Raw genomic sequence first — 23,469 nt, forward strand, 5'->3', positions numbered from 1 at the left:
CTCAACGACGTCGAGGTCGACACGTCGTGACCGTGACGGACACCGAGACGTCGACGGGGCCGTCCGCTTCGGTGATCACGAGGTCGGCATCGGACCGGATCTGCCCCGGCGAACGATGAAATGCGGTCGGGCCCATGGCGACGACGTCCACGATGGCGTCGGCGTCGAGCGAGCGCCGGTCGCCGACGACAGTTTCGGAACAGACCTCGAACTCGCCGGCAAGCGCGCTGCGCAGTCGGTCGTCCTTGTCCGCACCGACCGCGAGCATCCCCATCGGAGCGATGATCTCGCCGAGATGATCGGCATTGGGTGTCACCACCACGAGGATCCCGCGGGGATGCAGCACGCGGACGAACTCGTCGACATTGCGCGGCGAGAAGACGGAGAGGACCGCCCCGATCGACGACGATCGGATCGGCAGGGGCCGCCAGACGTCGGCGACCACCGAGGCGGCGCGCGGGTGCGATCGGGCGACCGACCGTGCACAGTATTTCGAGAGATCGAGTCCGAGTCCGTGCAGCCCCGGCGCGCGGTCCAGGGCGGCGGCCAGATAATGCCCGGTTCCCGCGCCGGCGTCGAGCACGAGGTCGAGCCCGTCCGGATCCCCTGTGCTCCGGACGGCCGTGTTCTCGGTGGCGGCTCGCCCGATGACATCGGCAACGACGTCGGACACCACACCGAAGAACCCGGAATCATGCACGCGCCGACGCGCGGCGACCATCTGCGCGGTGTCGGACAGGTGATTGGTCGACCGACCGTCGATCAATGAGACATACCCCTGCCGGGCGATGTCGAAACGGTGGGATGCGCCGCAGTGCAGCGACCGGTGGTCGGCGGCGACCGCCAGGTCGGCGGCGCACACCGGACACCGCAGCGCGGACTCGACCTCGCGCAGCGGCCCCGCCAATACGCCTTCTCGGCTCAGCCGGTGACCCCGCGCAATTCCTCGCCCAGCGCGGCCGCCTCGTCCGCGGTCAGTTCGACCACGAGTCGTCCGCCACCTTCGATCGGAATCCGGACAACGATTCCACGTCCTTCCTTGGCCGCTTCGAGGGGGCCGTCCCCAGTACGTGGCTTCATTGCCGCCATTCTCGAACTCCCTTCAGAGCTTTCGCCACACGGTGTGGAACGACACCCTCAACATCGGTCGGAAATGCTGCAGGTGCCAGGACAATGATACGTGTAGGGGTGGTCGTCACTGCTGCGCACGTGGCCAGTTGGTGTCACTGCTCGGCGGACGGCCGGTCCCGCGGGTCGCCCTCGGTCGCCGAGAGGTCGGCCGCCTCGCGGCCCTGGAGGTCGAGGACCACGCCACGTAATTCGTCGAGTTCACGTGCGAGTTTCTCCATGGCCCAGTCGACTTCGGCCGCCGAGTAGCCACGGAACTTCTGCGAGAACGTGAGCGCACGGACATTGGCCCCGGTGATGCCGGCCCGCGGGAGTCTGGTCAGCGTGGTACCCCGGTCGAGCGGCGGGAGATCCTCGCCGCGACCGAAGACGAACCAGACCACGGCAAAGACCGCGGCCACCACGACGGCCATGATCAGCAGGTACAGCAGGATCGTCTGCATACGATCAATACTGTCAGACGGTCGTCGGCATCACCCTCAGGAGTGACGGGTCAAGAGGCCATCTCCGCGGCGTCGGTCTCGACGGGCCGGATGGTGTTCATCGGCGGCCGATCCTCCAGGTAGACCTCGGTCGTGTGGGGGGTGAACGACCCGTCCGGCTCGGCGGTGAACTGCGTGAGCCCGATCCCGGAGTCCTCGATGCCGCACCGACGCATCAAGGTGCCGACGATCTGCCTGCTCATCACGCCCAGTTCGATCAGCGGTCGGTTCCGGTGCGTCCGCACCCCGAGATTCACCTGCCCGATGCCCTCGAGTCCGTAGCGGTCGAAGGTGTCGATCAGGAGGCCGATCTCGACGCCGTAGCCGGGCGCGAACGGCACGGACGAGAGCAGTTCGCGCGTTCCGGCGTACTCGCCCCCGAGGGGTTGCAGGATGCCGGTCAGATCTGGCCGCTGCGAAGCCAACAGAGGACGTGCGACGAGCTCGGTGACCCGTCCGCCACCGTTGGCGTCGTGCCGGCCACCGGTACGCAGCGGGCGCCGGTAGTAGCCCTTCACGAGCTGGATACGGGGATCGATCAGGAGCGGGCCGAGCATCTTGGGTACGAACATCGGATCCGGATCGATCAGGTCGGAATCGACGAACGCGATGATGTCCCCCGTGGCGACCGCAATCGACCGCCACAGCACCTCGCCCTTACCCTTCACAGGTTCGAGTTCCGGCACGGCCTGCTCACGTCCGATCACGGTGGCACCGGCGGCCCGCGCCCGCTCCTCGGTGGCGTCGGTGGACCCGGAGTCGAGCACGATCAACTCGTCGACCAGCGTGCCGCACAGGGGGCGGATCGAGGCGATCACATCGGCAACCGTCTCCTCCTCGTTGAGCGCAGGCAGCACAACCGAGATGGTCCGGCCGTCCTTGGCCGCGACGAGCTCGTCGAGCGTCCATTCCGGCTGTTCCCAGGTGTTGGTCGCCGCCCACCGCTGCTTGGTTCCGAGCGTGTCGGCAGGTGTCGGCCAGATGTTGGCCTTGTTGCGGCTGTTGGTGACGGTCGCCTTGCGACGCGTCTGGGTACGTCGTCCCTGTTCGGTCATGCGAGTCCCCTGACTGTTCGGGCGGGCGGTCGTGACCCCGCGATGGCAGCGACCATGTCGACCACGCGACGGGTGGCGGCGACCTCGTGCACGCGAAAGATCCGGGCGCCTGCGGCGGCACTCAGGGCTGTCGCGGCCAGAGTTCCCTCCAACCGTTGTTCGAGATCCACACCCAGAGTCTCCCCCACGAAATCCTTGTTGCTCAGCGCCATAAGCACTGGCCAGCCGGTGTTAACAAGATCGTTCACCTGGCGTAACAAGGCGAGCCCGTGGTGAGTGTTCTTGCCAAAATCATGTGTCGGGTCGATCACGATCGAATCACGGGCCACCCCCGCGTCGACGGCCCGTCGCGCCCCCGCCGTGACGTCGGCGATCACCTCGGCGACCACATCCGGATAGGCCACCCGGTGCGGACGGGTCCGCACGGTCGCCCCACCGGTGTGCGAGCAGACGATCCCGGCGCCGCGTGCGGCGGCAACCTTGACCAGATCCGGATCCGCTCCGGCCCAGGTGTCGTTGATCAGATCGGCGCCCGCCGCGCACGCACGCTCGGCGACCTCACTGCGCCAGGTGTCGACGCTGATGAGAACGTCCGGGAAGCGCTCGCGGACCCACGCGATCAACGGGACCACGCGATCGGTCTCGGTGGCCGCGTCCACCTCGGCGCCCGGTCCGGCCTTCACCCCACCGATGTCGACGATGTCCGCACCTTCGGCCACCACCTGGTCGATGCGAGCCTGGGCGGCAATATCCGCGAAGCTCGCACCCTTGTCGTAGAACGAGTCCGGCGTCCGGTTGACGATCGCCATCACGAGCGCGCGGTCGGTCGCGACGGGTTTTCCGCACAACGTCGGGAGCATGGCACCAGCGTAACGAGTGGTCTCGATACGGTTCCTCGCTACGCTCGTCACCTACTCGACCAGCGCAAACCACGGTTCCTCGCTACGCTCGTCACCTACTCGACCAGCGCAAACCACTCGATCAGTGTGTGACGAGCACGATCTGAGAGCTGCCGCTCAGCCCTTGGGCACCTTCGCCGCTGCGACGTCAGACGGGTAGTCGTCGTAAAAGTCGACGTACCCCTTGTCCCGGCCGGCGAGCACGTAGAGGTCGTCCTCGCCGACCTTCGTGAAGCCCTCTTCGCGCAATTCCACCTTCCGGTTCTTGAAAGTGGAGGTCTGTTCGAAATCATCGACGACCCGGACGAAGAGCGGTACCGCGTATGCGGGCAGGTGATCGTAGAGGTGGGCGGCGAGTTTGCCGGGGTCGAGGTCGGAGCCGTCACGCACCTTCACCGCACCCATGCCGGCGCGGCCGTCGGTCTTCTCGATCTCGACGCCGTAGACCACCGACTGGGCGATCGATGGGAAAGAGTCGAGTGCCGCCTCGACCTCGGTGGTCGCGACGTTCTCGCCCTTCCACCGGAACGTGTCACCGAGACGGTCGACGAATGCGATGTGGGCGAAGCCCTGATCGCGCACGAGGTCTCCCGAATTGAAGTAGGAGTCGCCTTTCTTGAACGCGTCGCGGATCACCTTCTTCTCGGTGGCCTCTGGATCCGTGTAGCCGTCGAGGGGCACGCGCTCACTGATCTCGGCCACCAACAGCCCGGTGCCGCCCTTGCCGACCTCCGTGAGGTGACCGTGCTCGTCCCGCTTGGGTTCGCCGTGGTCGTCGTACTCGACAATCTTGTACGGCAGCGGGCAGAAACCTGCAGTGCGCTTGACGCTGAAGGCGTTCACGAAGGCGAGATTCAGCTCGCTGGCGCCGTAGAACTCGACGATCCGATCGATGCCGAACCGCTCGGCGAACTCGTCCCAGATCTCGGGCCGCATACCGTTGCCGATGATCACCCTGACCGCGTGCTGACGGTCGGTGGCCTTCTCCGGCTGCGCCAGAAGGTAGCGGCACAGCTCGCCGATATAGCAGAAGGCCGTGGCGCGGTTGAGGATCACGTCGTCCCAGAATTTCGATGCCGAGAACGACTTCCCGATCGCGATGCAGGCACCCGAGGCCAGCACGGATCCGAGAGACACCGACAACGCGTTGTTGTGGTAGAGCGGCAGCGGCACGTACATGGTGTCGCTGTGCTTCAGTCGAACCGCGAGACCGCCGATGCCGGACAGGTTCGCCAGCCACCGGTTATGGCTCATCACACTGGCCTTGGGCATCCCGGTGGTGCCCGAGGTGAAGATGTAGAACGCCTTGGTCGACGCGGGCAGTGTCGCGGTCACCGACGGATTGTCCTCCGGCCGGCCTTCGGCCGCGGCCTCGAAATCGGCGAAATCGAAGACGTGCGGCGGCCGCCCCTCGGCCGGGATCGACTCGAACGCCTCGACGCAGTCCGGGTCGTGCACCAGCACCTTCGCATCGAGCAGGGCGACGCTGTGCGCCATGACTTTTCCGCGTTGGTTGTAGTTCAGCATCCCGGCAACCGCACCGAGTTTCACCGTTGCGAGCATGATCATCAGGTCGGTCGGTGAGTTCTTGGCGAGGAGGGCCACGACGTCGCCCCGGCCCACCCCGCTCTCGGCGAGCACGGCCGCGTACCGGTTCACCCGCCGGTTCACCTCGCCGTAGGTCATCGAGCGGCCCTGGAAGCGGATGAAGGGACGGTCCGGGTGGGCGTGCGCGTGCTTCTGGAAGATCGAGCCGATGGTGCGCTCGGCCTCCGGCGGCCGACGGATGAGTCCCGGCACGTGCTTGAGCATGCCGGGGGCCTGCGGTGCCATCTTCACGACGCCGCGGATCAGGTCGGTGATACCGACCGCGGTGTGCGTATCACTGCTCGACATCAGTTGTGTACTCCGCTTCCTCGTGCACTCGGGGTGTCATCCCGGCCGGGTTCGACAACGATCGTTGCCCCACGTCTCGCCTACCTTACCGAGCAGTAGCAAACCGGATGGCCATCGGCACCGATTCCGCGACGAGCAGCCGGTCGAGGGCGGTTCGGGAGACGAATCCCTGCCCGCGAAGGTCGCGCAACCAGCCGAGCAGTGGCGCATAGAACTCGAACGGGTCGAGGAGCACCACCGGCTTGTCGTGCATACCGAGATACCCGGCGGTCCACGTCTCGAACAGCTCCTCGAGGGTGCCGATGCCGCCCGGCAGGGTGATGAATCCGTCGGCGCGGTCGTCCATCAGACGCTTGCGCTCGCGCATCGTCTCGGTGACCACGAGTTCATCCGCGCCGAGATCGGCGACCTCGCGTTCCATCAGCGCGCGCGGGATGATGCCGACGGTTGTCCCGCCCGCCGCTCTCGCGGACTCGGCGAGTGCGCCCATCATGGAGATGTTGCCGCCGCCGGACACCACGGTGTGACCGGCGGCGGCGAGCGCGGTGCCGAGATCGGCCGCCAGATCGAGAAAACGCTGCTCGACCGGTCCTGATGCGCAGTAGACGCAGATCGCGCTCATCGACCACCACGCCCGGCCGCGGCCGCCGCGATGATCTCGACCGCCTCGGCCGGCTCGTCCACGAGATGCAGCAGATCGAGATCGTCGGGCGAGATCATCCCCTTGTTCAACAACACCTCGCGCATCCAGTCCACCAGGCCGGTCCAGTGGTCGCGGCCGATCAGCACGATCGGAAATCTGACGACCTTCTTCGTCTGCACGAGCGTCAGCGCCTCGAACAGCTCGTCGAGCGTCCCGAATCCGCCGGGCAGACAGACGAAGGCCTGGGCGTACTTGACGAACATCGTCTTGCGCACGAAGAAATAGCGGAAGTTCATGCCGACGTCGACCCACTCGTTGAGGTGTTGCTCGAACGGCAATTCGATGTTGAGGCCGATGGATTGGGCCCCGGCGTCCCAGGCGCCCCGGTTGGCGGCCTCCATGGCACCCGGGCCGCCGCCGGTGATCACCGCGTACCCCGCCTCCCCCAGCGCGCGGCCGAGCCGCACCGCGAGATCGAAGTCGTGGGAGCCGGGGACCAGGCGGGCGGACCCGAACACGGTGACGGCCTCGGCCACCTCACTCAACGCATCGAAGCCCGCGACGAACTCCGACTGGATGCGCAGCACCCGCCACGAATCCCGCATGGTCCGCTCGGCACGTAGATCCGCATCACGCGGATCGACCCATTCCAGGAGCCGACGGTCCGTGGTCTTGCTCGGTTCGCCCTGTTCACGCCGGACACGCACCGGCCCGACGTAGCAGGTCTCGAGATCGTCGGGGGACGGCACGTCACCGGCCCGGTGACGGCCCGGTTCGTCGGAGGGATCAGCGGATGACATGGCCATCACGCTAATGGCTACCCGGACAGGAACGCACGCAGAAGATCGGCGACCTGACCGATCTGGCCCACGGACACCCGCTCGTCGACCCGATGTGCCAGATTCGGGTCGCCCGGCCCGAGATTCACCGCGGGCACTCCGAGCGCCGAGAACCGGGAGACATCGGTCCACCCGTACTTCGCCCGGAACCTGCCGTCGGCAGCGGCCACCAAGGCCGCGGCCGCGGGATTCGACAGTCCCGGCAACGCCCCGGCCGCCGAATCGGTGACCTCGAAACCCAGTTCACCGTCGGCGAGTTCGGCCGCGAACACCTGCCGGACGTGCTCGGTGGCCTGCTCGGCACTCCGGTCGGGTGCGAAACGGAAGTTGACGTCGACGTACGCCTCGTCGGGCACGACGTTGCCGGCCACGCCGCCGCCGATCCCGACCGCGGACAGGCCCTCCCGATACTCGCAGCCATCGATGGCGACGGTCCTCGGGCGGTAGCCCGCCAAGGTGGTCAGCAAACCCCCGAGTTTGTGAATCGCATTGTCGCCCATCCACGATCGGGCCGAATGCGCGCGCACACCGCGCGCCGAGAACCGCGCACGCATGGTGCCCTGACAGCCCGCCTCGATCAGTCCGGCCGTCGGCTCGCCGAGAATCGCGACATCACCGCGGAGCCATTCGGGCAGTTCGCGCTCGATGACACCGAGCCCGTTGTACTTCGCGGCGATCTCCTCGCAGTCGTAGAAGATCAGGGTGATGTCGTGCGCAGGCGCGGCCATCGTTGCCGCGAGGTGCAGGAAGACCGCGTCCCCGGATTTCATGTCGACGGTGCCGCATCCGTGCAACACCTCACCCTCGGTCTCGTCGTTCGTTCGACGGTGCGGGAGATTGCCCGCAACCGGCACCGTGTCGAGGTGACCGGCGAGGATCACGCGACTCGGCAGTCCGCGATCGGTCCGCGCCAGGACTCGATTGCCGTGCCGGACGATCTCGAAACCGCTTGTCTGAGCGCGGAGGGCGGATTCGACGGCGTCGGCCACGGCCGTCTCGTTGCGGGATTCGCTCTCGATGTCGACGAGGGCGGCGGTGAGGTCGACGGGATCGGCCTGCAGGTCGAGGACGGGCGTGGTCACCGGTTCACCGTAACGCGTGGCCACACCGACGCCGACGGTCGCGGGACCGCCGTCACGCTCATTTCTGGTAGCGGGGCTCGTACAACTGGACGTTGAACCCGCCCGGAACCTTGAAGTACGTCACGAGCCCGTAGCCGTGATCCTCGACGTCCTGGGTGAACTCGACGCCGCGGCTCTTCAGTTCCTCGACCGTCTCGTCGATGCGGTCGCAGTAGAACGAAATGTCCACGGTCCCCGACGGAGGGCTCGTGCCGTCGGTCGGGTGCACTCCGAGGTCCGCCTCCGGTGCGTCGAAGATGAGCCAGCCGCCACCGGTATCGGTGGACGGCAGCTGCAGTTTGTCCTTGATGAAGTCACGAAGTGCCTGTTCTTCGGTGGAGTAGAACAGGCCGTGCATACCGCGGATCATCGGGTCCTCCACATCGGAGTCGTCAGGCGTGCGTGAGCCGAATCTACCCGCTCGCCGGATGCCGCCCGGCACCTTGGCCGGACCCGTCGAGTCGCGGTCGGGTCTCCGTATCTACCAGCCGAATGACAAACGACCGCTCGACACCTTCGGCCCGGACACCGCGGCCTACTCTTGACCCATTCTCCAGGGAAGGACACCCATGATCATCTTCGGCGGACGACAGACCTCATCCCTGCTGGCGGTGCTGTATTTCCACTGCGCCTTCTGCCGGGCACACGCCGCGCAGCGCCTGTTCCGCACCAGGACATGGTTCACCCTGTTCTTCCTCCCGATCTTCCCGATGGGCGACGGCTCCTACTCGATCCACTGCTCGTACTGCGGCAACGCCTGCGGCGTCTCCCGTGAGAACGCGGACCGCTTCGTCGCCGACGCCCACGCACAGACCCAGACGGCCGGCCCCGCGCCGGCGGCGACGCTGCCGCGCTGAGCGGAGAAACGATTGAGCGGAAAGACCCCGCCCGAAGTGTCCGAAACGTTCAAGACCGGATGAGGCCCGCACAGTACCGTCAGCGACATGACCTCCGACAACGCAGTACTTCCGACGCTGAACGCCCTGTCGATCGTGACCGCGGACATGTCCGCCGCACTCGCCTTTTACCGGCTCTGCGGCCTGGACATCCCGGCAGGCGCCGAGCAGGAGCCGCATGCCGAGGCAACGACCGGTGGCATCCGCATCCTGTTCGACACCCGTGCGGTGGTCGAATCCTTCACACCGACCTGGCGCGAGCCCTCGGGAGGGCACCGGATGGCGCTCGCCTTCGAGTGTGCGTCACCCGATCAGGTCGACTCCCAGTACACACGTCTCGTCGATGCCGGCCACGTGTCTCAGCGTGAACCGTTCGACGCGTTCTGGGGTCAGCGGTACGCGGTGGTCCTCGATCCCGACGGCAACCCCGTCGACTTCTATTGCCCGCTGGCCTGATTCACGCTTCGCAGGTCGATGGTGCGCAGGTATGCCGACGGGCCCCGTCCGGTCAGTTCGACGAACTCCCGATGCATATGCGGCTGGTCGGCGTACCCGTGGCGGTACGCCGCCGCCGTCAGATCCCGGCCGACGGTCAGGTCGCCGAGCGCGGCGCGCATTCGGAGGATGCGCTGCAACGTCTTGGGTCCGTAGCCGTAGAACCGCGACGAGTGCCGGTGAAACGTGCGGACCGTCATCCCCAATCGGTCAGCGCACTCCTCGACCCGCACGCCCGCCGCCAGAAGGGCGGTAGCCGGGGCGAGCCAGGCCGGGGGGTCCCACACCATGGTGTGCGCGATCTCGTCGAGCACCGCCGCGGGATCGTCGCCCTCGGACAGTCGCGTGCACCAGCGTTGCGCCTCGGTATCGGACCAGAGGTCGGCGAGATCGACGCGTCGGTCCCGCAATCGCTCGGCCGGATGGCCCAGCACGTTGGGTGCCATACCCGGCGGGAGGCGCAGACCGACCATCGATTCCGCACTGTCCGCGCGGTACCGGTACGGACCGGTGTCCGGGCCTGCCACCAGCACCCGCCGTCCGGTCCAGATGAGGTCCATGCAGCCGTCGGGCAGGATCGTCGACTCCCCGGCCGTGTGCCGCGCACGCCACACCGTCCCTGCGCGCGGAGTGGCCCACCGGCCTGCGGTCATCGAGACGGTCACGAATTCGAGTATTCCCCCATCCCGGTAGGCTGTCCTCCCGTGACGACGAATGGCGCTTACGCAACCGGCATTGCCACCGTGACCAATGGCGGATCCGCTGATCCGGGAGCGGTCCTCGACGTGTGGTTCCCCGAACCGGAACTCGACAGTCCGGCGACGTCGGAGACCGTCGTCCTCGACGGCGACGACGTCCCGTCCGCGCTGCGTGACCTGGTCGGCACCGACAACTCCCGCGGCGTCAAGACCGTCGCCGTGCGCACCTCGATCACCGATCTCTCGTCGGCGCCGGTCGACGCGCATGACGTCTATCTCCGACTGCATCTGCTGTCGCATCGATTGGTGACACCGCACGGCGCAAACCTCGAGGGCATCTTCGGCCTCTTGAGCAACGTCGTGTGGACCAATTTCGGGCCCTGCCCCATCGAGGGTTTCGAATCGACGCGCTCCCGGCTGCGCTCGCGCGGTCACGTCACCGTCTACAGCGTCGACAAGTTCCCGCGCATGGTCGACTACGTGCTGCCCGGCGGCGTGCGCATCGGTGACGCCGATCGTGTCCGCCTGGGTGCGCACCTCGCGCCCGGCACCACCGTGATGCACGAGGGCTTCGTGAACTACAACGCCGGCACGCTCGGCTCCTCGATGGTCGAGGGTCGGATCTCGGCCGGCGTGGTCGTCGGCGACGGCTCCGACATCGGCGGCGGCGCCTCCACCATGGGAACCCTGTCCGGTGGCGGCAAGGAGATCATCGCGCTGGGCAAGCGCTGCCTGCTCGGTGCCAACTCCGGTTGCGGCATCCCCCTCGGCGACGACTGCGTCGTCGAGGCCGGCCTGTACGTGACCGCGGGAACCAAGGTCACCGGACCGGACGGTTCGTCGGTGAAGGCACGCGAGCTCGCCGGGCAGTCGAATCTGCTGTTCCGCCGTAACAGCCTCACCGGCGCGGTCGAGGTGGTGCCGTGGAAGGGCGACGGAATCGCCCTCAACGAGGCATTGCACAAGAACTGACACTCGGCACGGCCTGATCCGACCGCTCGTCGTCGGGTCAGGCCGTCAGACGTGCGGCGGCCGCGACGATGCGTTCATCGGTGGCGGTCAGTGCCATCCGGACGTGCCGTTTCCCGGCCGGACCGTAGAAATCGCCGGGCGCCACCAGGATGCCCCGATCGGCGAGCCAGTCGAGGGTGACCCTGCTGTCCTCGTCGCGGGTCGCCCACAGATAGAGACCCGCCTCGGAATGATCGATCCGGAAACCGGCGGCCCGCACCGCGGCGACGAGCGTGTCCCGGCGCGACCGATAGCGCTCCCGCTGCGCCAGCACATGCGCATCATCATCGAGGGCCGCGACCATCGCACCCTGGATCGGGAACGGCACAATCAGCCCGGCATGTTTGCGGACTGCGAGCAACTCGGCGATCAGAGCACTGTCTCCCGCGAGGAAGCCCGCCCGGTAGGACGCGAGATTCGAGACCTTCGACAGCGAGTGCACGGCGATCAGTCCGGTGTGGTCACCGTCACTCACCCGCGGATCGAGTATCGAGTATGCCTCCGACTCCCAGGCCAGCCCGAGATAACACTCGTCGGACACGACGATCGCCCCGCGCTCGCGGGCCCAGTCGATCATCTTCCGGAGATGCTCGACCCCGAGCACCTTGCCGGTCGGGTTCGACGGCGAGTTGAGGAAGACGAGCGCCGGAGACGTCGGCCCCAATTGGACCGTGGAATCCGCGCGCACCGGTGTCGCCCCGGCCAGGATCGCACCGACTTCGTATGTGGGATACGCGACTTCCGGGATCACGACGACGTCGCCGGCGCCGACGCCCAGCGTCGACACGATCCCGGCGATCGCCTCCTTGGTACCGATGACCGGTAGGACGCCGGACTCGTCGAGGCCGGACACGCCGTAACGGCGGTCCATCGCGGACACCGCAGCCTCGCGCAATTCGGTGGTGCCGACCGTGGTCGGATAGCCGGGGAACTCCGACGCCGTCGCGAGCGCCGAGCGGATGACCGGATCGACCGGATCGACCGGGGTGCCGACCGACAGATCGACGATGCCGTCGGGATGCCCGGCCGCACGCGCCCGCGCATCACCGATGGTGTCCCAGGGGAAGTCGGGGAGAAGGCCGCTGACGCGTCGTCGTGTCGTGAATCCGGACGTACTCACCGCGTCAGGTCATTCCTCTTCGTTCATCGGGGGCAGACCCTTGATGAACGCGGCATCGTGGTCGGTCTTGCCCACCTTGCTCGCGCCACCCGGCGACCCGAGATCGTCGAAGAAGTCGGCATTCGCACTGACGTACGGCTCCCACTCGTCGGGCACATCATCTTCGTAGAAGATCGCCTCGACCGGACACACCGGCTCACAGGCGCCACAGTCCACGCACTCGTCGGGCTGGATGTAGAGCATCCGACCGCCCTCGTAGATGCAGTCCACCGGGCATTCCTCGACGCAGGCCCTGTCCAGGACATCCACGCAAGGCTCCGCGATGATGTAGGTCACCACACTCTCCTTCGCTGCAAACTCGGGTCGACGACGATCGCACGTGCAGCGGTGTCGTCGTCGAACGGCGCGTGGGCTGGACGCACCGCATTACGGACCGCCTGGCCAGGCCGTCGAGGGCCGGTCGCAAGAGAGTCCACGATCAATCGTATCCGTCGCAGGCGTGGCCCCTCGACACCCGCCCCATGCTCACGACCTGGGAGTAATGGGGATCACATCCGGCCGAGCTGTTGCGATCAACGCGCGTCCAACCCTCGACGCCATCGCTGTTCCGCACGACTGTTGTCCACGTGACCGAGTACGAACGCGACGGCGACGTCCCGCACGGGATGTGTCCGGGCTGTGGAGACTGACCACCCGACCCCCATCCTTCGACTCGGAGACCACGATGACAACGACGTTACGCCGACCCGATCCCCGGTTCGAACCCGCGCACGGTCGCTCGACCAACCTGCCGACCCGACTGCGCCCCGCAGACTTGCTGCGCATCACCGATCAGGGCGTCGCCGACGTCCTCGACGGTGTCTACGATCAGCTCCTCCCCGACCGCTGGGATCCGGTCGAACGGTGGGCCGCCCGCCTGGAGACCACTGACGACCTCGACCTCTGGCTCATCAGCTGGACCCCGGATCGTTCGACCGAGCTCCACGATCACGCCGGTTCACTGGGAGCGCTCACGGTGCTGTCGGGTTCGTTGCGCGAGTACCGCTGGATCGGGGACGAATTGGCCCTGCGCATCCTGAATGCGGGCGATCAGGCCGCGTTTCCGCTCGGGTGGGTCCACGACGTGCAGCGGCACGACGCACTGGCGATCCGCCCCGGCGACCACGCCGACGACGCTCCCCTCGACACCGTCACGCCCACCCTCAGCGTCCATGCCTATTCCCCGCCCCTGACCGCGATGTCGTTCTACGCTGTGTCCGATCACGCCACCTTGCGACGGACGCGAACCGAACTCACCGACCAACCGGAGTGACCGAGATGCCGACGATCGATGATCTGCTGCTCGATGCCCGCGAACGGCTCCAACGGCTCGATCCGGGCGAGGTGGCCGACGAGCTCGCGCACGGCGCCGTCCTCGTCGACATCCGCCCCGCTGCCCAGCGCGCTGTCGAGGGTGCGGCGCCCGGCGCACTCGTCATCGAACGCAACGTGCTCGAGTGGCGATGCGATCCGGCCAGCGAAGCACGGGTGGCCGAAGCTGTCGATCACGATGTGCGATGGATCGTGTTGTGTTCCCAGGGATTCACGTCCAGCCTCGCCGCGGCCGCTCTGCAACAACTCGGCCTGCACCGCGCCACCGACGTCGTCGGCGGGTGGGAGGCACTGCGGGCCGTCGACGTATCCGGGACTGCCTGACCCGCCCCCCCTACCCTGCCCCGCCACCTCGCCGATCGTGCGCAGTTTCGCGCCGACTGTGCGCATCGCTGCGTCGACCGGGTACAGAACTGCGCCGATCGGGTACGGAATCGCGCCGATCGTGCGCGGACCACAGAACAGACCGTCTCCCGACGACCTCGTCGCGCACGATCGATGGGATTGTGCGCACGATCGACGCAAAACTGCGCACGGTCGGCGGGACGGAGGACCGGCGAGACGGAGGATCGGCGGGACGGAGGACCGGCGGGACGGAGGGCCGGCGGGACGGAGGATCGGCGGGACGGAGGGCCGGTCAGGCGACGGCGGGCCAGGGAAGGCCACGGGGGGTCACCTCGGCGGCGAGACCTGTGGCGGGGTCGGCGACGGCGGCGACGTGCTCGGCGAGGGACGGGTCGATCCAGCCGTCACCGAGAACATACGCCGGCTGAGCGGTGATGCGTTCGGTGAGCGCATGCCCCGCCGCGGCGGTGATCTCCGCCAGCACTTCGAGATTCGGCCACGGACGCTCGGGATTGACGTGATCGGGGGTCAACGGCGACACCCCGCCCCAGTCGTCGATGCCCGACGCGATCAGGGCGGCGCACTCCTCCGACGACACCAGATTCGGCGGTGCCTGGACGCGCATCCCCGGCCCCAGCACGATCCTCGCCACCGCGACCGCGGCGAGGAACTCGGTCATCGCCGCGTCGGGTGTACCCCGCATCGCGGTGTCGGGCTTGGCCCGGAAGTTCTGCACGATCACTTCCTGGATGTGACCGTGGGACCGATGGATGTCGGCCATCGCGAGGATCGATTCGGCACGCTCGGTGAGAGTTTCGCCGATACCGACCAGGATGCCGGTGGTGAACGGGACGCGGACGGCACCGGCGTCGCGCAGCACCTGCAGGCGCACAAGGGGGTCCTTGTCCGGACTCCCGTAATGCGGCTGACCCTTCTCGGTGAACAGACGGCGCGACGTGGTCTCGAGCATCATCCCCATCGACGGCGCGACCGGCCGTAGCCGACGCATCTCCTCGACGCTCATGACACCGGGATTCAGGTGCGGCAACAGCCCGGTGTCCTCGAGGACCGCCACCGCCGCGGCACGCACATAATCCAGCGTCGAGGTGTACCCACGCGCGGCGAGCCATTCACCCGCCTGTGACCAGCGCTCCTCGGGACGATCACCGAGAGTGAACAACGCCTCCTTGCAACCGAGTTCGGCGCCCTTGCGTGCGATGTCGACGACCTCGTCGAGGTCGAGGTACATCCCGTGTCCCTCGCGGGCCAGTTTGCCGGGCACCGTGACGAACGTGCAGTAATGGCAGCGATCACGACAGAGTCGGGTCAGTGGGATGAACACCTTGCGCGAGTAAGTGATCTGACGTTCACGGCCCATCGCCGCGAGGCCCGCATCGCGAATCCGGCCCGCGATCCCCTGCAGCTCGAGCAGGTCGTCGCCGGAGCACGCCAGCAGGGTCGTCGCTTGTTCGAGGTCGATCGGCCCTCCGGATCGCGCCGCTGCCAAGGCGGTCGAGGTTCCCGCGTCGGTCATCGTGGCAGACCTCCTCTGTCGTGGGTTCGGGTTTCGATCAGATACGGCTGCGGGTCGAAGGTGCCGTTACGTTCCCGGAACGACACCGCGGTCCCCGGCCACAGCAGTGTGAGGCGCCCACTCCTCGGGTCCACGTACCAACTCTCGCAGCCGGTCAACCACACCGTGGCCGCGCTGCGCTCGTCGATCTCCCGGGTGTACTCCGCCTCAGCCTGCGCGCTGACCTCCAGCGAACGACTTTCGTTGTGCGCCAAGAAGTCCATCGCGCCCACCACGTAGTCGAGCTGGGTCTCGATCATGAAGATCGCGGAGTTGTGCCCGAGTGCTGCGTTCGGGCCGTCGAGGACGAACATGTTCGGGAAGCCGCTGACCGTGGTGGAGGCGTAGGAGACCATGCCATCGGACCAGTGGTCGGCGAGTACCCGGTCGCCGCGTCCGCGGATACGCGTCGCGGCGGGCGGTCTGGTCGCCTCGAACCCGGTGGCCATCACCAGAACATCCAGGTCGTAGGTGTTGCCACTGACCGCACGCGCCTTGCACTCGAAGACCGAATCCAGCGCACTCGACTCGAACACCACGTTCGGACGCTCCAGGGCCGGATAGAAGTCGTCGCTCAGCAGTATTCGCTTGCAACCGATCTCGTACTCGGGCGTGAGCTCGGCCCGCAACGACGGACTGCCGATCTGGCGGTCCAGATGTCCGCGCGCGCGGTCGCGGATGGCATCGATGTCGGGATGGAGGCCGAGGCGCTGCCGAAAAGCCTTGTCGGCGTCGTGGAGCAGTCGTTCGCGCAGGGCCTGCGCATTCTCCGGTATTTGCAGCTCGGCTCGTTCCGCATCCGAGAGTCGACGATCCTCACGCGGGACCACATAGGGAGGCGTGCGCGAGAACACCACCAGTTCTTCGGCACTCTCGGCAAGGTGCGGGATCACCTGGACCGCCGATGCGCCGGTGCCGACCACTCCGATCCGCTCTCCCCCGGAGAGCAGATCCTCGCGCCAGGATGCAGTGTGAACGACTGTGCCGGTGAATGATTCGAGACCGTCGACATCGGGAAGGTGCGGCTCGGACAGCCGACCGACGGCCATCACCAGCACCCGGGCACGGATCGGTCCCGACTCGGTGGCCAGCGACCAGTACGCGCCATCGTCATCCCACCGGGCTTGCCGCAGTTCGCAACCGAGGCGAATGTGCGGTGCGAGCCCCTCGTCGTCGACGGTGCGCTGAAGATACCGCTGGATGTCGGCACCGCGCGGATACAACGTCGCCCAGTCGGTCGGTGGACGGAATGAGAACGAGTACAGGTGTGCCGGGATGTCACAGGCGATCCCGGGATAGGTGTTGTCGCGCCACGTGCCACCGACCGCGTCGGCACGCTCGAGAACCACGAAGGATTCCGTTGCGCGTCTTGCCAACTGCGTCGCCATGCCGATCCCGGCAAATCCGGCACCCACGATCGCGACGTCCACCGCGGTGGGCGTGGTGGCGGTGCCAGGGGTGGTCATGGACGCACCTGCGGGATGGACACGAGACGGTCGGCCGGCGGTTCGGTATGGGCGGTGGTGCGTTGACGCGGTGCCCGGCCGACTCGTGCCGCGATGTCGACGAGTTCGTCGACGTCGAGGACCCGGCCGGCCTCCTGACCCGCCGCCGGCATCAGCTCGCCGTCCAGCAGGAGGCCACCGATGTCGTCGACGCCGCCACGCAGGACCTGCTCCACCACGTCGCGGTCGAGTTTCGTCCACGCCACCTGGAGATGGTCGAAGTGGCCGAGTGTGAGCAGCCGCGCGACAGCATGGACCGCACGGGTCTCACGTTCGGATACGCCGGCAGTCGCGATCCCGGACAGATGCGGTCCGGCATTCTCGGGCAGCATGGGCATGACGATCAATTCGCTGAAACCGGCGGTACGGCTCTGGATCTCGGTGAGCAGACGAAGGTGCGCAACTTGATGCCGAGGCGTCTCGACATGGCCGTAGAGCATGGTCGCGGTGGAGAACAGACCGACCCCGTGCGCTGCCTCGATGACCTCGATCCAGTCCCCCACCGCCGGTGCGCGACCACCCGCGAGACGGGACCGGACCTCGTCGTCGAGGATCTGCGCGGCGGTGCCGGGCACCGAGCCGAGGCCCGCGTCGCGGGCGGCCCGCAGGAAATCGGCGATCGGCACGCCCATCCGGTCCGCCGCGTCGCGTACCTCGGGCGGGCGGAACGCATGCAGGTGCAAATCCGGCGCCGCACCATGGATTCGTTCGACGAGACGCAGATACTCGTCGGCCGGGGCGTCGGCGGGAACCGGCCCCTGCACACAGATCTCCGTGGCCCCGAGCCGCCATGCTTCGTCGACCAACGCCTCCACGGCCGGTACATCGTCGCGTCCGGCGGCGACCACAGAGGTGTCGAGGTTGCGATTGACCACGAAGGTCACCGTGCCGGGATCGGTCACCTCGCGACGCGCGGAGTCGGCGAGCGCACACAGCGCCTCGAGTTCCGGCCCCGACGCGCCGAGCAGGGCGACCCACTCGTCGTCGGTCAGCGACGCCGGATCGTCGGCGACGTGACGCAATGCTTCCCGGGCTTCGTCCACCGCGGCGTGCGCGTCCCGAGCCCACTCCCGCAGGACCATTCCCTCACTGTAACCGCACGCGGCTCGAGCCCGACGCCGCGTCGATCCGGGCTCCGCTACACCCCTTCTGAAGTGGTCAGACGTCATCTGGTGTGGGCAACCGCCCCGACCACGCGACGACCGCCGGCAGGCCCGCCCCGATGACGAGCAGCGCCAGGGTCGGCAGCATCAGCACCCCGTCCGGGAGCAGCTCGACATCGCCACCCGGACCGGGCAGCGCACCGATCACCAGGGCGAGGAGCCACGCCAGCAACGGAAAATAGCGCACCGGACCGTCGGTGTAGGTCGAGGCGAGCCAGAGCAGGACGGCGTTCACGATGCCTGCGAGCACCGCGGCCACCGGGATGGCAATGCCACCGAATCGCAGATATGCGAACGTCACGGACATCACGCCGACCACGAACCCGTCGACGACGAGGAAGGCCAGCAGGATCCGGTCGGACCACCGCATCAGACGACCCCGGCGAAGAGATCGATCTCACGGCCCGGTCCCAGGCCGTCACCGGCGTCGCCGGCCGTCCGCACGAAGTGCTCACAGTCGAGGATGGGCTGCACGATGTTGTTGGACAGTGCGTACTCGGTGCCGGACCCGGCTACGGTCACCTGCGTGGCATGTGCCGCCAACGCCGCCGCCTTCAGGTGCAACTGCGGCCGGACGTCGATCTCGGTGGTGATCGTCTCGTCCGGATAACTCGGCAGCTCACCGGCTTCGGGCATACGCCAGGCGTCCGGGACGCGACCGGATGCCCCGGTGAGGCCGGCCGCGAGCGCGGACCGTTCGGTCACCGACTCGTACACCTTCAGGTTCGTGCCGCCGAGTCGCTCGACGACCTGCGGCACTGCCGCGACCGTTGTCGCGTGGACCAATTTGTGGTCGGGGTGACCGTAGGTGCCCGCATCGTCATAGGTCACGATCACCTGCGGCGCGAAATCCACGATCTCGGCGACGAGTGCGGCCACCAGATCGTCGAACGGCGCCCGGACGAGGGCGCGCGGATGGTCGGCAGACGGCGTCCCGGCCATCCCCGAGTCACGCCAGCGCCCGGCGCCGCCGAGGAACCGTGGACGCAACGGTGCGCGACCCGCCGGGGTGAGCGCGGCAAGCGCCCGGGTGAGTTCGAGGATGCGGTAACCGCCGAGTTGGTCGGCGCCCCCGTCGGCGGCCAACTGCGACCACTCCTCGCCGATGACCTCGCCCTCCTCGCCGAGGGTGAAGGTCAGGACGCGCACGTCGACGCCCTCGGCGAGATAGCGGGCGATGGTGCCGCCGGTCATGATCGATTCGTCGTCGGGATGCGCGTGCAACAGCAACAGCCGCCGATCCGCGGGTGCCGTCACGGCAGCTCCCACGACACCGCGTCGCCGTAGATCCCCACCTGGATCGGCCCCGACAGCGGCACGTTCTTGACCTGACCGGTCCGACCCACGAGGGTGCTGTCCTGATAGAGCGGCAGGTACACCGCCTGCGCGGCCAGAAGCGGCTCGGCCTCGGTCAGTTGCGGGATGGGGTCGGCCGCCGACAGTGCGCCGCGCGCCAGGGCGATCAGCGGCGGGTCGCACACGCCCGAGATGTTGCTGGCATAGCTGTCGCCGGGGCCCGCACCGGTCTGTCCGGGGGCCACACTGGTCGGCGTCGGCGGCGTCGAGAGCGACGGCGCGGTGCCCGGCTTCGGCTGATCGCAGTCGACCTGCGACGCCAGCGATGCGGCCGGCGGCACCCCGAGTCCGGTCCAGCCGACGACCAGGTCCACCCGGGCGTTGGTCAGGGCGACGCCGTACAGCTCGTTGTTGGGCAGGGCCACCACCGACGCTCTCACTCCGTGGCCGCGCAGCTGATCGACGATGTTGGACGCCGCGGACGTGGATCGTGGGTCACCGCTGATCGCACCGACCCGCACGGCGAGGTCCTGGCCGTCCTTGCGGTAGGGCGCGACACCCTCCGGCAGCCGTGGGGTGTCGGGGTTCGCGCCGGAGGCCTGAGATGAGCTCGGCGCAGCGGCACTCGACGGCGACGAACTCTGCGAGGACGGGCTCGCCCCCGAGGTGCTCGGGGTGCCGGTGGTCGGGGTGGCGGTGTTCGAGGTGGCGCTGTCTGCCTCGGCGCGTTGATAGCCCGCGTCGCCCAGCAGACCGGTGATCTCGCCCGCCGACGGCCGGGCCCGGTCGACCGGGAAGTAGCCCCGGTCCGTCGGGGCGAAGACGGTGTTGGCGTATGGCGTCACGATGTCGTCGCCCGCACCGGCCAGCGAGACCAGACCCGGATCGACCATGCCGAGGATCGCCTGGCGCACCTGCAACGAACGCATCGTCGACGTCCGGGCGTTCACGCCGATGGACAAGGCCCGCGACGTCGGATTGCGTTGGGTCTGCACGCCGGGCACCGCGGCGAGTTCGGCGGTGGTCGCCGGGCCGGTGCTGAGGTTGACGATCGACGAATCACCTGATCGCACGGTCTCGACCATCTGCGACGCCGTGCCGGCCCGACGCAGCACCACCTGATCCAACGACGGCGGCTTCATCCAGTAGCGGTCGTTGCGGACCAGGCGCACCTCGTCGCGGGTCTGGTCGATGGACACGACCGAATACGGGCCGGCCGAGACGGGCTTCCCGCTGTCCATCCCGGTCTGGAACCCCGCGGGCGCGCCGCGCAGGACGTGACTCGGCAGCAGGTCGGTGAAGAGTTCACGCCACGCCGGGTACGGCCGCGCGAATGTCACGGCCACCTCCTTGCCGCCGGCGCGCGACTGCACGGAGTCGATCAGGCGATAGCCGGCCGGCGCCACGACATTGGGTTGCCGCGACATCTGCTGCCAGAGGTACGAGAAATCGTCACCGGTCACCGGGAGGCCATCGGACCACTGCGCGTCGGTCTGGATGTGATAGGTGACGGTGAAGGGCTGGGTCGAGGTGACATCGGCCGAGGTGATCAGCGCGTCCTGGCGCTGCCAGACGACGCCGGCCGGCGTGTTGACCGGCTGGAACGCGCTCGGCAATGTCATCGCGGCGATCGCCGTCGTGACCGAACCCTGATCGGCACCGAGGTGCGGGTTGAACCCGCCGCCCACGGAGTCGGTCGCGATGTAGACCGTCTTCTCGGTCGGATACTCGGTCGGGGTCGCCGGCGGCGCCGTCTCGCGTACCGGTGGCGGCGGATTGGCCGAACAGGCCGCACCCACCAGCACAACGGCCGCGAGCAGCGCAGGCAATCGGCTGTGACGACGGGTGGCGCGCACCGACGATCTCAGCTGCCAACGACTCACCAGCACTACCCCCACGTCATGGGTGCCCGGCGCACATCGTCCGGGCACTCGGCCTTGCCTTATCCCGCCGCCTGATCGCGCGACTTCGCCCGTGAGCGTTCGCGGGCGCGAGTGGACGCGTCGAGGTGAACCTTACGCACCCGGGTCACCTCGGGCGTCACCTCCACACACTCATCGGCGGCGCAGAACTCCATCGCGCCCTCGAGGTCGAGTTGCATCGGCTTGGCCAGCGTCTCCATCACGTCGGCCGATGACTGACGCATGTTGGTCAGCTTCTTCTCGCGGGTGACGTTGATGTCGAGATCCTCGGCGCGCGGATTGATCCCGACGACCATGCCCTCGTAGGTGTCGGCACCCGGCTCCACGAAGAACGTCCCTCGATCGGCGAGCTGGATCATCGCGAACGGCGTGACGCTACCGGTGCGGTCGCTGACCAGGGACCCGGTGTGCCGGGCCCGGATCTCGCCTGCCCAGGAGTCGTAGCCGTCGAACACCGCGTTGGCGATGCCGGTGCCGCGGGTTTCGGTGAGGAAGTCGGTGCGGAAGCCGATCAGGCCGCGCGACGGGACGATGAACTCCATCCGGACCCACCCGGTGCCGTGGTTGTTCATCTGCTCCATGCGGCCCTTGCGCGCGGCGAGCAACTGGGTGACTGCACCGAGGTACTCCTCGGGGACATCGATGGTCAGGTGCTCGAACGGCTCCTGCACCTTGCCGTCGACCTTGCGGGTGACCACCTGCGGCTTGCCGACGGTGAGCTCGAAACCCTCACGACGCATCTGCTCGACGAGGATGGCCAGCGCCAGCTCGCCGCGGCCCTGCACCTCCCAGGCATCCGGACGGCCGATGTCGAGGACCCGCAACGACACGTTGCCGACCAGCTCGGAATCGAGACGCGACTTGACCATCCGTGCGGTCAGCTTGTGACCTGACACGCGGCCCGCCAGCGGCGAGGAGTTGGTGCCGACGGTGACCGAGATGGCCGGCTCGTCGACGGTGATCCGCGGCAGCGGCTCCGGGTTCTCGAGGTCGGCAAGGGTGTCGCCGATCATGATCTCCGGCATGCCGGCGACCGCGACGATGTCGCCGGCGTCCGCCGACTCGGCGGGCGCCCGGTCGACACCGATGGTGGCGAGCAGCTCGGTGATCTTGGCCCGCTCGATCACGGGTTCGCCATCGACCTCTCGGCACCACGAGATCTGCTGCCCCTTGCGCAGCGTCCCGTTGTGGATGCGCACGAGTGCGAGGCGACCCAGGAACGCCGAGGCGTCGAGGTTGGTGACGTGGGCCTGCAACGGGGCGTCGGGGTTGCCCTTGGGCGGTGGCACGTGGTCGAGAAGCACGTCGAAGAACGGGTCGAGGTTCTCCCCGGCCGGCACCTCGCCGTCAGCGGGCTTCACGGTGCTGGCGATGCCCGCACGCCCAGAGGCGTAGAGGATCGGCAGGTCGAGAACGAGTTCGGCGGCCGCAGCGGCCTCGTCGTCGAGGTCGGAGGCGAGGTCGAGCAGCAGGTCCTGCGTCTCGTCGACGACCTCCTGGATTCGGGCGTCGGGGCGGTCGGTCTTGTTCACCAGAACGATGACCGGCAGCGATGCGGCCAGCGCCTTGCGTAGCACGAAACGCGTCTGTGGCAACGGCCCCTCGGAGGCGTCGACGAGCAGCACCACGCCGTCGACCATGGACAGGCCGCGCTCGACCTCGCCGCCGAAGTCGGCGTGGCCGGGGGTGTCGATGACGTTGATGACGACCTCGGTGCCGTCGGGCTGGCGACGGTGGACCGCGGTGTTCTTGGCGAGGATGGTGATGCCCTTCTCGCGTTCGAGGTCACCGGAATCCATCACGCGGTCGACGAGCTCGGCGCGTTCGCCGAAGACGCCGGACTGGCGCAGCATCGCATCGACCAGGGTGGTCTTGCCGTGGTCGACGTGCGCGACGATCGCGACGTTGCGGAATTTGTGGACAGCGCTCACTGAGCTCTCTTTCACTGCGTTCGTACTCGAGGTCTGGGCTTGTGGGGTCGATATGTCCCGCTCGCTCACTCCCGGCGCGG

General features: G+C 67.8%; 25 protein-coding genes. 5 read left to right on the forward strand and 20 right to left on the reverse strand.

Annotated elements, in window-relative coordinates; translation table 11 throughout:
- Window position 1 precedes the first annotated feature (1 nt).
- From ACLQ3I_RS02135 to ACLQ3I_RS02180, 10 genes are all read right to left on the reverse strand, one after another.
- Window positions 2-907, reverse strand: coding sequence for a putative RNA methyltransferase (locus tag ACLQ3I_RS02135; protein WP_425799986.1), 906 nt, complete (start codon window positions 905-907; stop codon window positions 2-4).
- Between the two features lie 14 nt (window positions 908-921).
- Complete coding sequence (locus tag ACLQ3I_RS02140; protein ID WP_004019232.1) at window positions 922-1,089, reverse strand: DUF3117 domain-containing protein; 168 nt, start codon at window positions 1,087-1,089, stop codon at window positions 922-924.
- 134 nt (window positions 1,090-1,223) lie between these two features.
- Window positions 1,224-1,571 (reverse strand): DivIVA domain-containing protein, encoded by a 348-nt coding sequence (locus ACLQ3I_RS02145; protein WP_425791425.1) that lies wholly within the window; start codon window positions 1,569-1,571, stop codon window positions 1,224-1,226.
- A 50-nt stretch (window positions 1,572-1,621) separates the two neighbouring features.
- Window positions 1,622-2,665: a glucosyl-3-phosphoglycerate synthase gene (locus ACLQ3I_RS02150; protein WP_425791423.1), complete on the reverse strand. Its 1,044-nt coding sequence runs from the start codon at window positions 2,663-2,665 to the stop codon at window positions 1,622-1,624.
- Window positions 2,662-3,525: a dihydropteroate synthase gene (folP, locus tag ACLQ3I_RS02155; RefSeq protein ID WP_425791421.1), complete on the reverse strand. Its 864-nt coding sequence runs from the start codon at window positions 3,523-3,525 to the stop codon at window positions 2,662-2,664. The genes ACLQ3I_RS02150 and folP overlap by 4 nt, the downstream gene beginning before the upstream one ends.
- Window positions 3,526-3,681: 156 nt before the next feature.
- Window positions 3,682-5,460 carry a long-chain-acyl-CoA synthetase gene (locus tag ACLQ3I_RS02160; protein WP_425799987.1) on the reverse strand — a complete coding sequence of 593 codons (1,779 nt, stop codon included), beginning with the start codon at window positions 5,458-5,460 and terminating at the stop codon, window positions 3,682-3,684.
- A gap of 85 nt (window positions 5,461-5,545) precedes the next feature.
- The gene (locus ACLQ3I_RS02165; protein ID WP_425791417.1) at window positions 5,546-6,082 is read right to left on the reverse strand and encodes a TIGR00730 family Rossman fold protein; all 537 of its coding nucleotides are present in this window, start codon (window positions 6,080-6,082) and stop codon (window positions 5,546-5,548) included.
- Window positions 6,079-6,903, reverse strand: coding sequence for a TIGR00730 family Rossman fold protein (locus tag ACLQ3I_RS02170; protein WP_425791415.1), 825 nt, complete (start codon window positions 6,901-6,903; stop codon window positions 6,079-6,081). The genes ACLQ3I_RS02165 and ACLQ3I_RS02170 overlap by 4 nt, the downstream gene beginning before the upstream one ends.
- Before the next feature lie 17 nt (window positions 6,904-6,920).
- Window positions 6,921-8,024 (reverse strand): succinyl-diaminopimelate desuccinylase, encoded by a 1,104-nt coding sequence (gene dapE, locus ACLQ3I_RS02175; protein ID WP_425799988.1) that lies wholly within the window; start codon window positions 8,022-8,024, stop codon window positions 6,921-6,923.
- 58 nt (window positions 8,025-8,082) lie between these two features.
- Entirely contained in the window at window positions 8,083-8,433 is a 351-nt protein-coding gene (locus ACLQ3I_RS02180; protein WP_425791411.1) for a VOC family protein, read from the reverse strand.
- 199 nt (window positions 8,434-8,632) lie between these two features.
- On the opposite strand from ACLQ3I_RS02180, the gene ACLQ3I_RS02185 reads away from it, so the two are divergent.
- Together ACLQ3I_RS02185 and ACLQ3I_RS02190 are read left to right on the forward strand one after the other, a co-directional pair.
- A complete protein-coding gene (locus tag ACLQ3I_RS02185; RefSeq protein ID WP_425791409.1) occupies window positions 8,633-8,920 on the forward strand; it encodes a zinc-ribbon domain-containing protein in 288 nt (95 codons plus the stop codon).
- An 87-nt stretch (window positions 8,921-9,007) separates the two neighbouring features.
- A complete protein-coding gene (locus ACLQ3I_RS02190; RefSeq protein ID WP_425799989.1) occupies window positions 9,008-9,415 on the forward strand; it encodes a VOC family protein in 408 nt (135 codons plus the stop codon).
- Here the strand turns inward: ACLQ3I_RS02190 and ACLQ3I_RS02195 are convergent.
- Window positions 9,397-10,119 carry a helix-turn-helix domain-containing protein gene (locus ACLQ3I_RS02195; RefSeq protein ID WP_425799990.1) on the reverse strand — a complete coding sequence of 241 codons (723 nt, stop codon included), beginning with the start codon at window positions 10,117-10,119 and terminating at the stop codon, window positions 9,397-9,399. The two genes, ACLQ3I_RS02190 and ACLQ3I_RS02195, sit on opposite strands and share 19 nt — an antisense overlap.
- A 39-nt stretch (window positions 10,120-10,158) precedes the next feature.
- On the opposite strand from ACLQ3I_RS02195, the gene dapD reads away from it, so the two are divergent.
- A complete protein-coding gene (gene dapD / locus ACLQ3I_RS02200; protein ID WP_425791403.1) occupies window positions 10,159-11,124 on the forward strand; it encodes a 2,3,4,5-tetrahydropyridine-2,6-dicarboxylate N-succinyltransferase in 966 nt (321 codons plus the stop codon).
- A gap of 37 nt (window positions 11,125-11,161) precedes the next feature.
- Here dapD and dapC read toward each other — a convergent pair whose 3' ends face one another.
- Together dapC and fdxA are read right to left on the reverse strand one after the other, a co-directional pair.
- Complete coding sequence (gene dapC, locus ACLQ3I_RS02205; RefSeq protein ID WP_425791401.1) at window positions 11,162-12,283, reverse strand: succinyldiaminopimelate transaminase; 1,122 nt, start codon at window positions 12,281-12,283, stop codon at window positions 11,162-11,164.
- Window positions 12,284-12,292: 9 nt separating this feature from the next.
- Window positions 12,293-12,619 carry a ferredoxin gene (gene fdxA / locus ACLQ3I_RS02210; protein WP_164308994.1) on the reverse strand — a complete coding sequence of 109 codons (327 nt, stop codon included), beginning with the start codon at window positions 12,617-12,619 and terminating at the stop codon, window positions 12,293-12,295.
- A gap of 388 nt (window positions 12,620-13,007) precedes the next feature.
- Here fdxA and ACLQ3I_RS02215 point away from each other — a divergent pair, with 388 nt between their 5' ends.
- Both ACLQ3I_RS02215 and ACLQ3I_RS02220 read left to right on the forward strand, forming a co-directional pair.
- The gene (locus ACLQ3I_RS02215) at window positions 13,008-13,595 is read left to right on the forward strand and encodes a cysteine dioxygenase (RefSeq protein ID WP_425799991.1); all 588 of its coding nucleotides are present in this window, start codon (window positions 13,008-13,010) and stop codon (window positions 13,593-13,595) included.
- A gap of 5 nt (window positions 13,596-13,600) precedes the next feature.
- Complete coding sequence (locus ACLQ3I_RS02220; RefSeq protein ID WP_425799992.1) at window positions 13,601-13,978, forward strand: rhodanese-like domain-containing protein; 378 nt, start codon at window positions 13,601-13,603, stop codon at window positions 13,976-13,978.
- A 313-nt stretch (window positions 13,979-14,291) separates the two neighbouring features.
- On the opposite strand, the gene cofG is transcribed toward ACLQ3I_RS02220, so the two are convergent.
- The 7 genes from cofG to typA all read right to left on the reverse strand — a co-directional run bounded on the left by cofG (window position 14,292) and on the right by typA (window position 23,389).
- A complete protein-coding gene (gene cofG / locus ACLQ3I_RS02225; RefSeq protein ID WP_425791394.1) occupies window positions 14,292-15,533 on the reverse strand; it encodes a 7,8-didemethyl-8-hydroxy-5-deazariboflavin synthase CofG in 1,242 nt (413 codons plus the stop codon).
- Window positions 15,530-17,038 (reverse strand): flavin-containing monooxygenase, encoded by a 1,509-nt coding sequence (locus ACLQ3I_RS02230; protein ID WP_425791392.1) that lies wholly within the window; start codon window positions 17,036-17,038, stop codon window positions 15,530-15,532. Before ACLQ3I_RS02230 ends, cofG begins: the two co-directional genes overlap by 4 nt.
- The gene (locus tag ACLQ3I_RS02235) at window positions 17,035-18,159 is read right to left on the reverse strand and encodes an FO synthase (RefSeq protein ID WP_425791390.1); all 1,125 of its coding nucleotides are present in this window, start codon (window positions 18,157-18,159) and stop codon (window positions 17,035-17,037) included. The genes ACLQ3I_RS02230 and ACLQ3I_RS02235 overlap by 4 nt, the downstream gene beginning before the upstream one ends.
- Before the next feature lie 76 nt (window positions 18,160-18,235).
- Entirely contained in the window at window positions 18,236-18,610 is a 375-nt protein-coding gene (locus ACLQ3I_RS02240) for a facilitated glucose transporter (RefSeq protein ID WP_425791388.1), read from the reverse strand.
- Entirely contained in the window at window positions 18,610-19,497 is an 888-nt protein-coding gene (gene mshB, locus ACLQ3I_RS02245) for an N-acetyl-1-D-myo-inositol-2-amino-2-deoxy-alpha-D-glucopyranoside deacetylase (protein WP_425791386.1), read from the reverse strand. Before mshB ends, ACLQ3I_RS02240 begins: the two co-directional genes overlap by 1 nt.
- Window positions 19,494-21,392, reverse strand: a complete 1,899-nt coding sequence (locus ACLQ3I_RS02250) for an ABC transporter family substrate-binding protein (protein ID WP_425792092.1) — start codon at window positions 21,390-21,392, stop codon at window positions 19,494-19,496. The genes mshB and ACLQ3I_RS02250 overlap by 4 nt, the downstream gene beginning before the upstream one ends.
- An 86-nt stretch (window positions 21,393-21,478) precedes the next feature.
- Window positions 21,479-23,389 carry a translational GTPase TypA gene (gene typA / locus ACLQ3I_RS02255; protein WP_425791384.1) on the reverse strand — a complete coding sequence of 637 codons (1,911 nt, stop codon included), beginning with the start codon at window positions 23,387-23,389 and terminating at the stop codon, window positions 21,479-21,481.
- Between the last annotated feature and the right edge of the window lie 80 nt (window positions 23,390-23,469).

The sequence above is a fragment of the Gordonia sp. DT101 genome (assembly GCF_049844895.1).
GTDB lineage: Bacteria > Actinomycetota > Actinomycetes > Mycobacteriales > Mycobacteriaceae > Gordonia.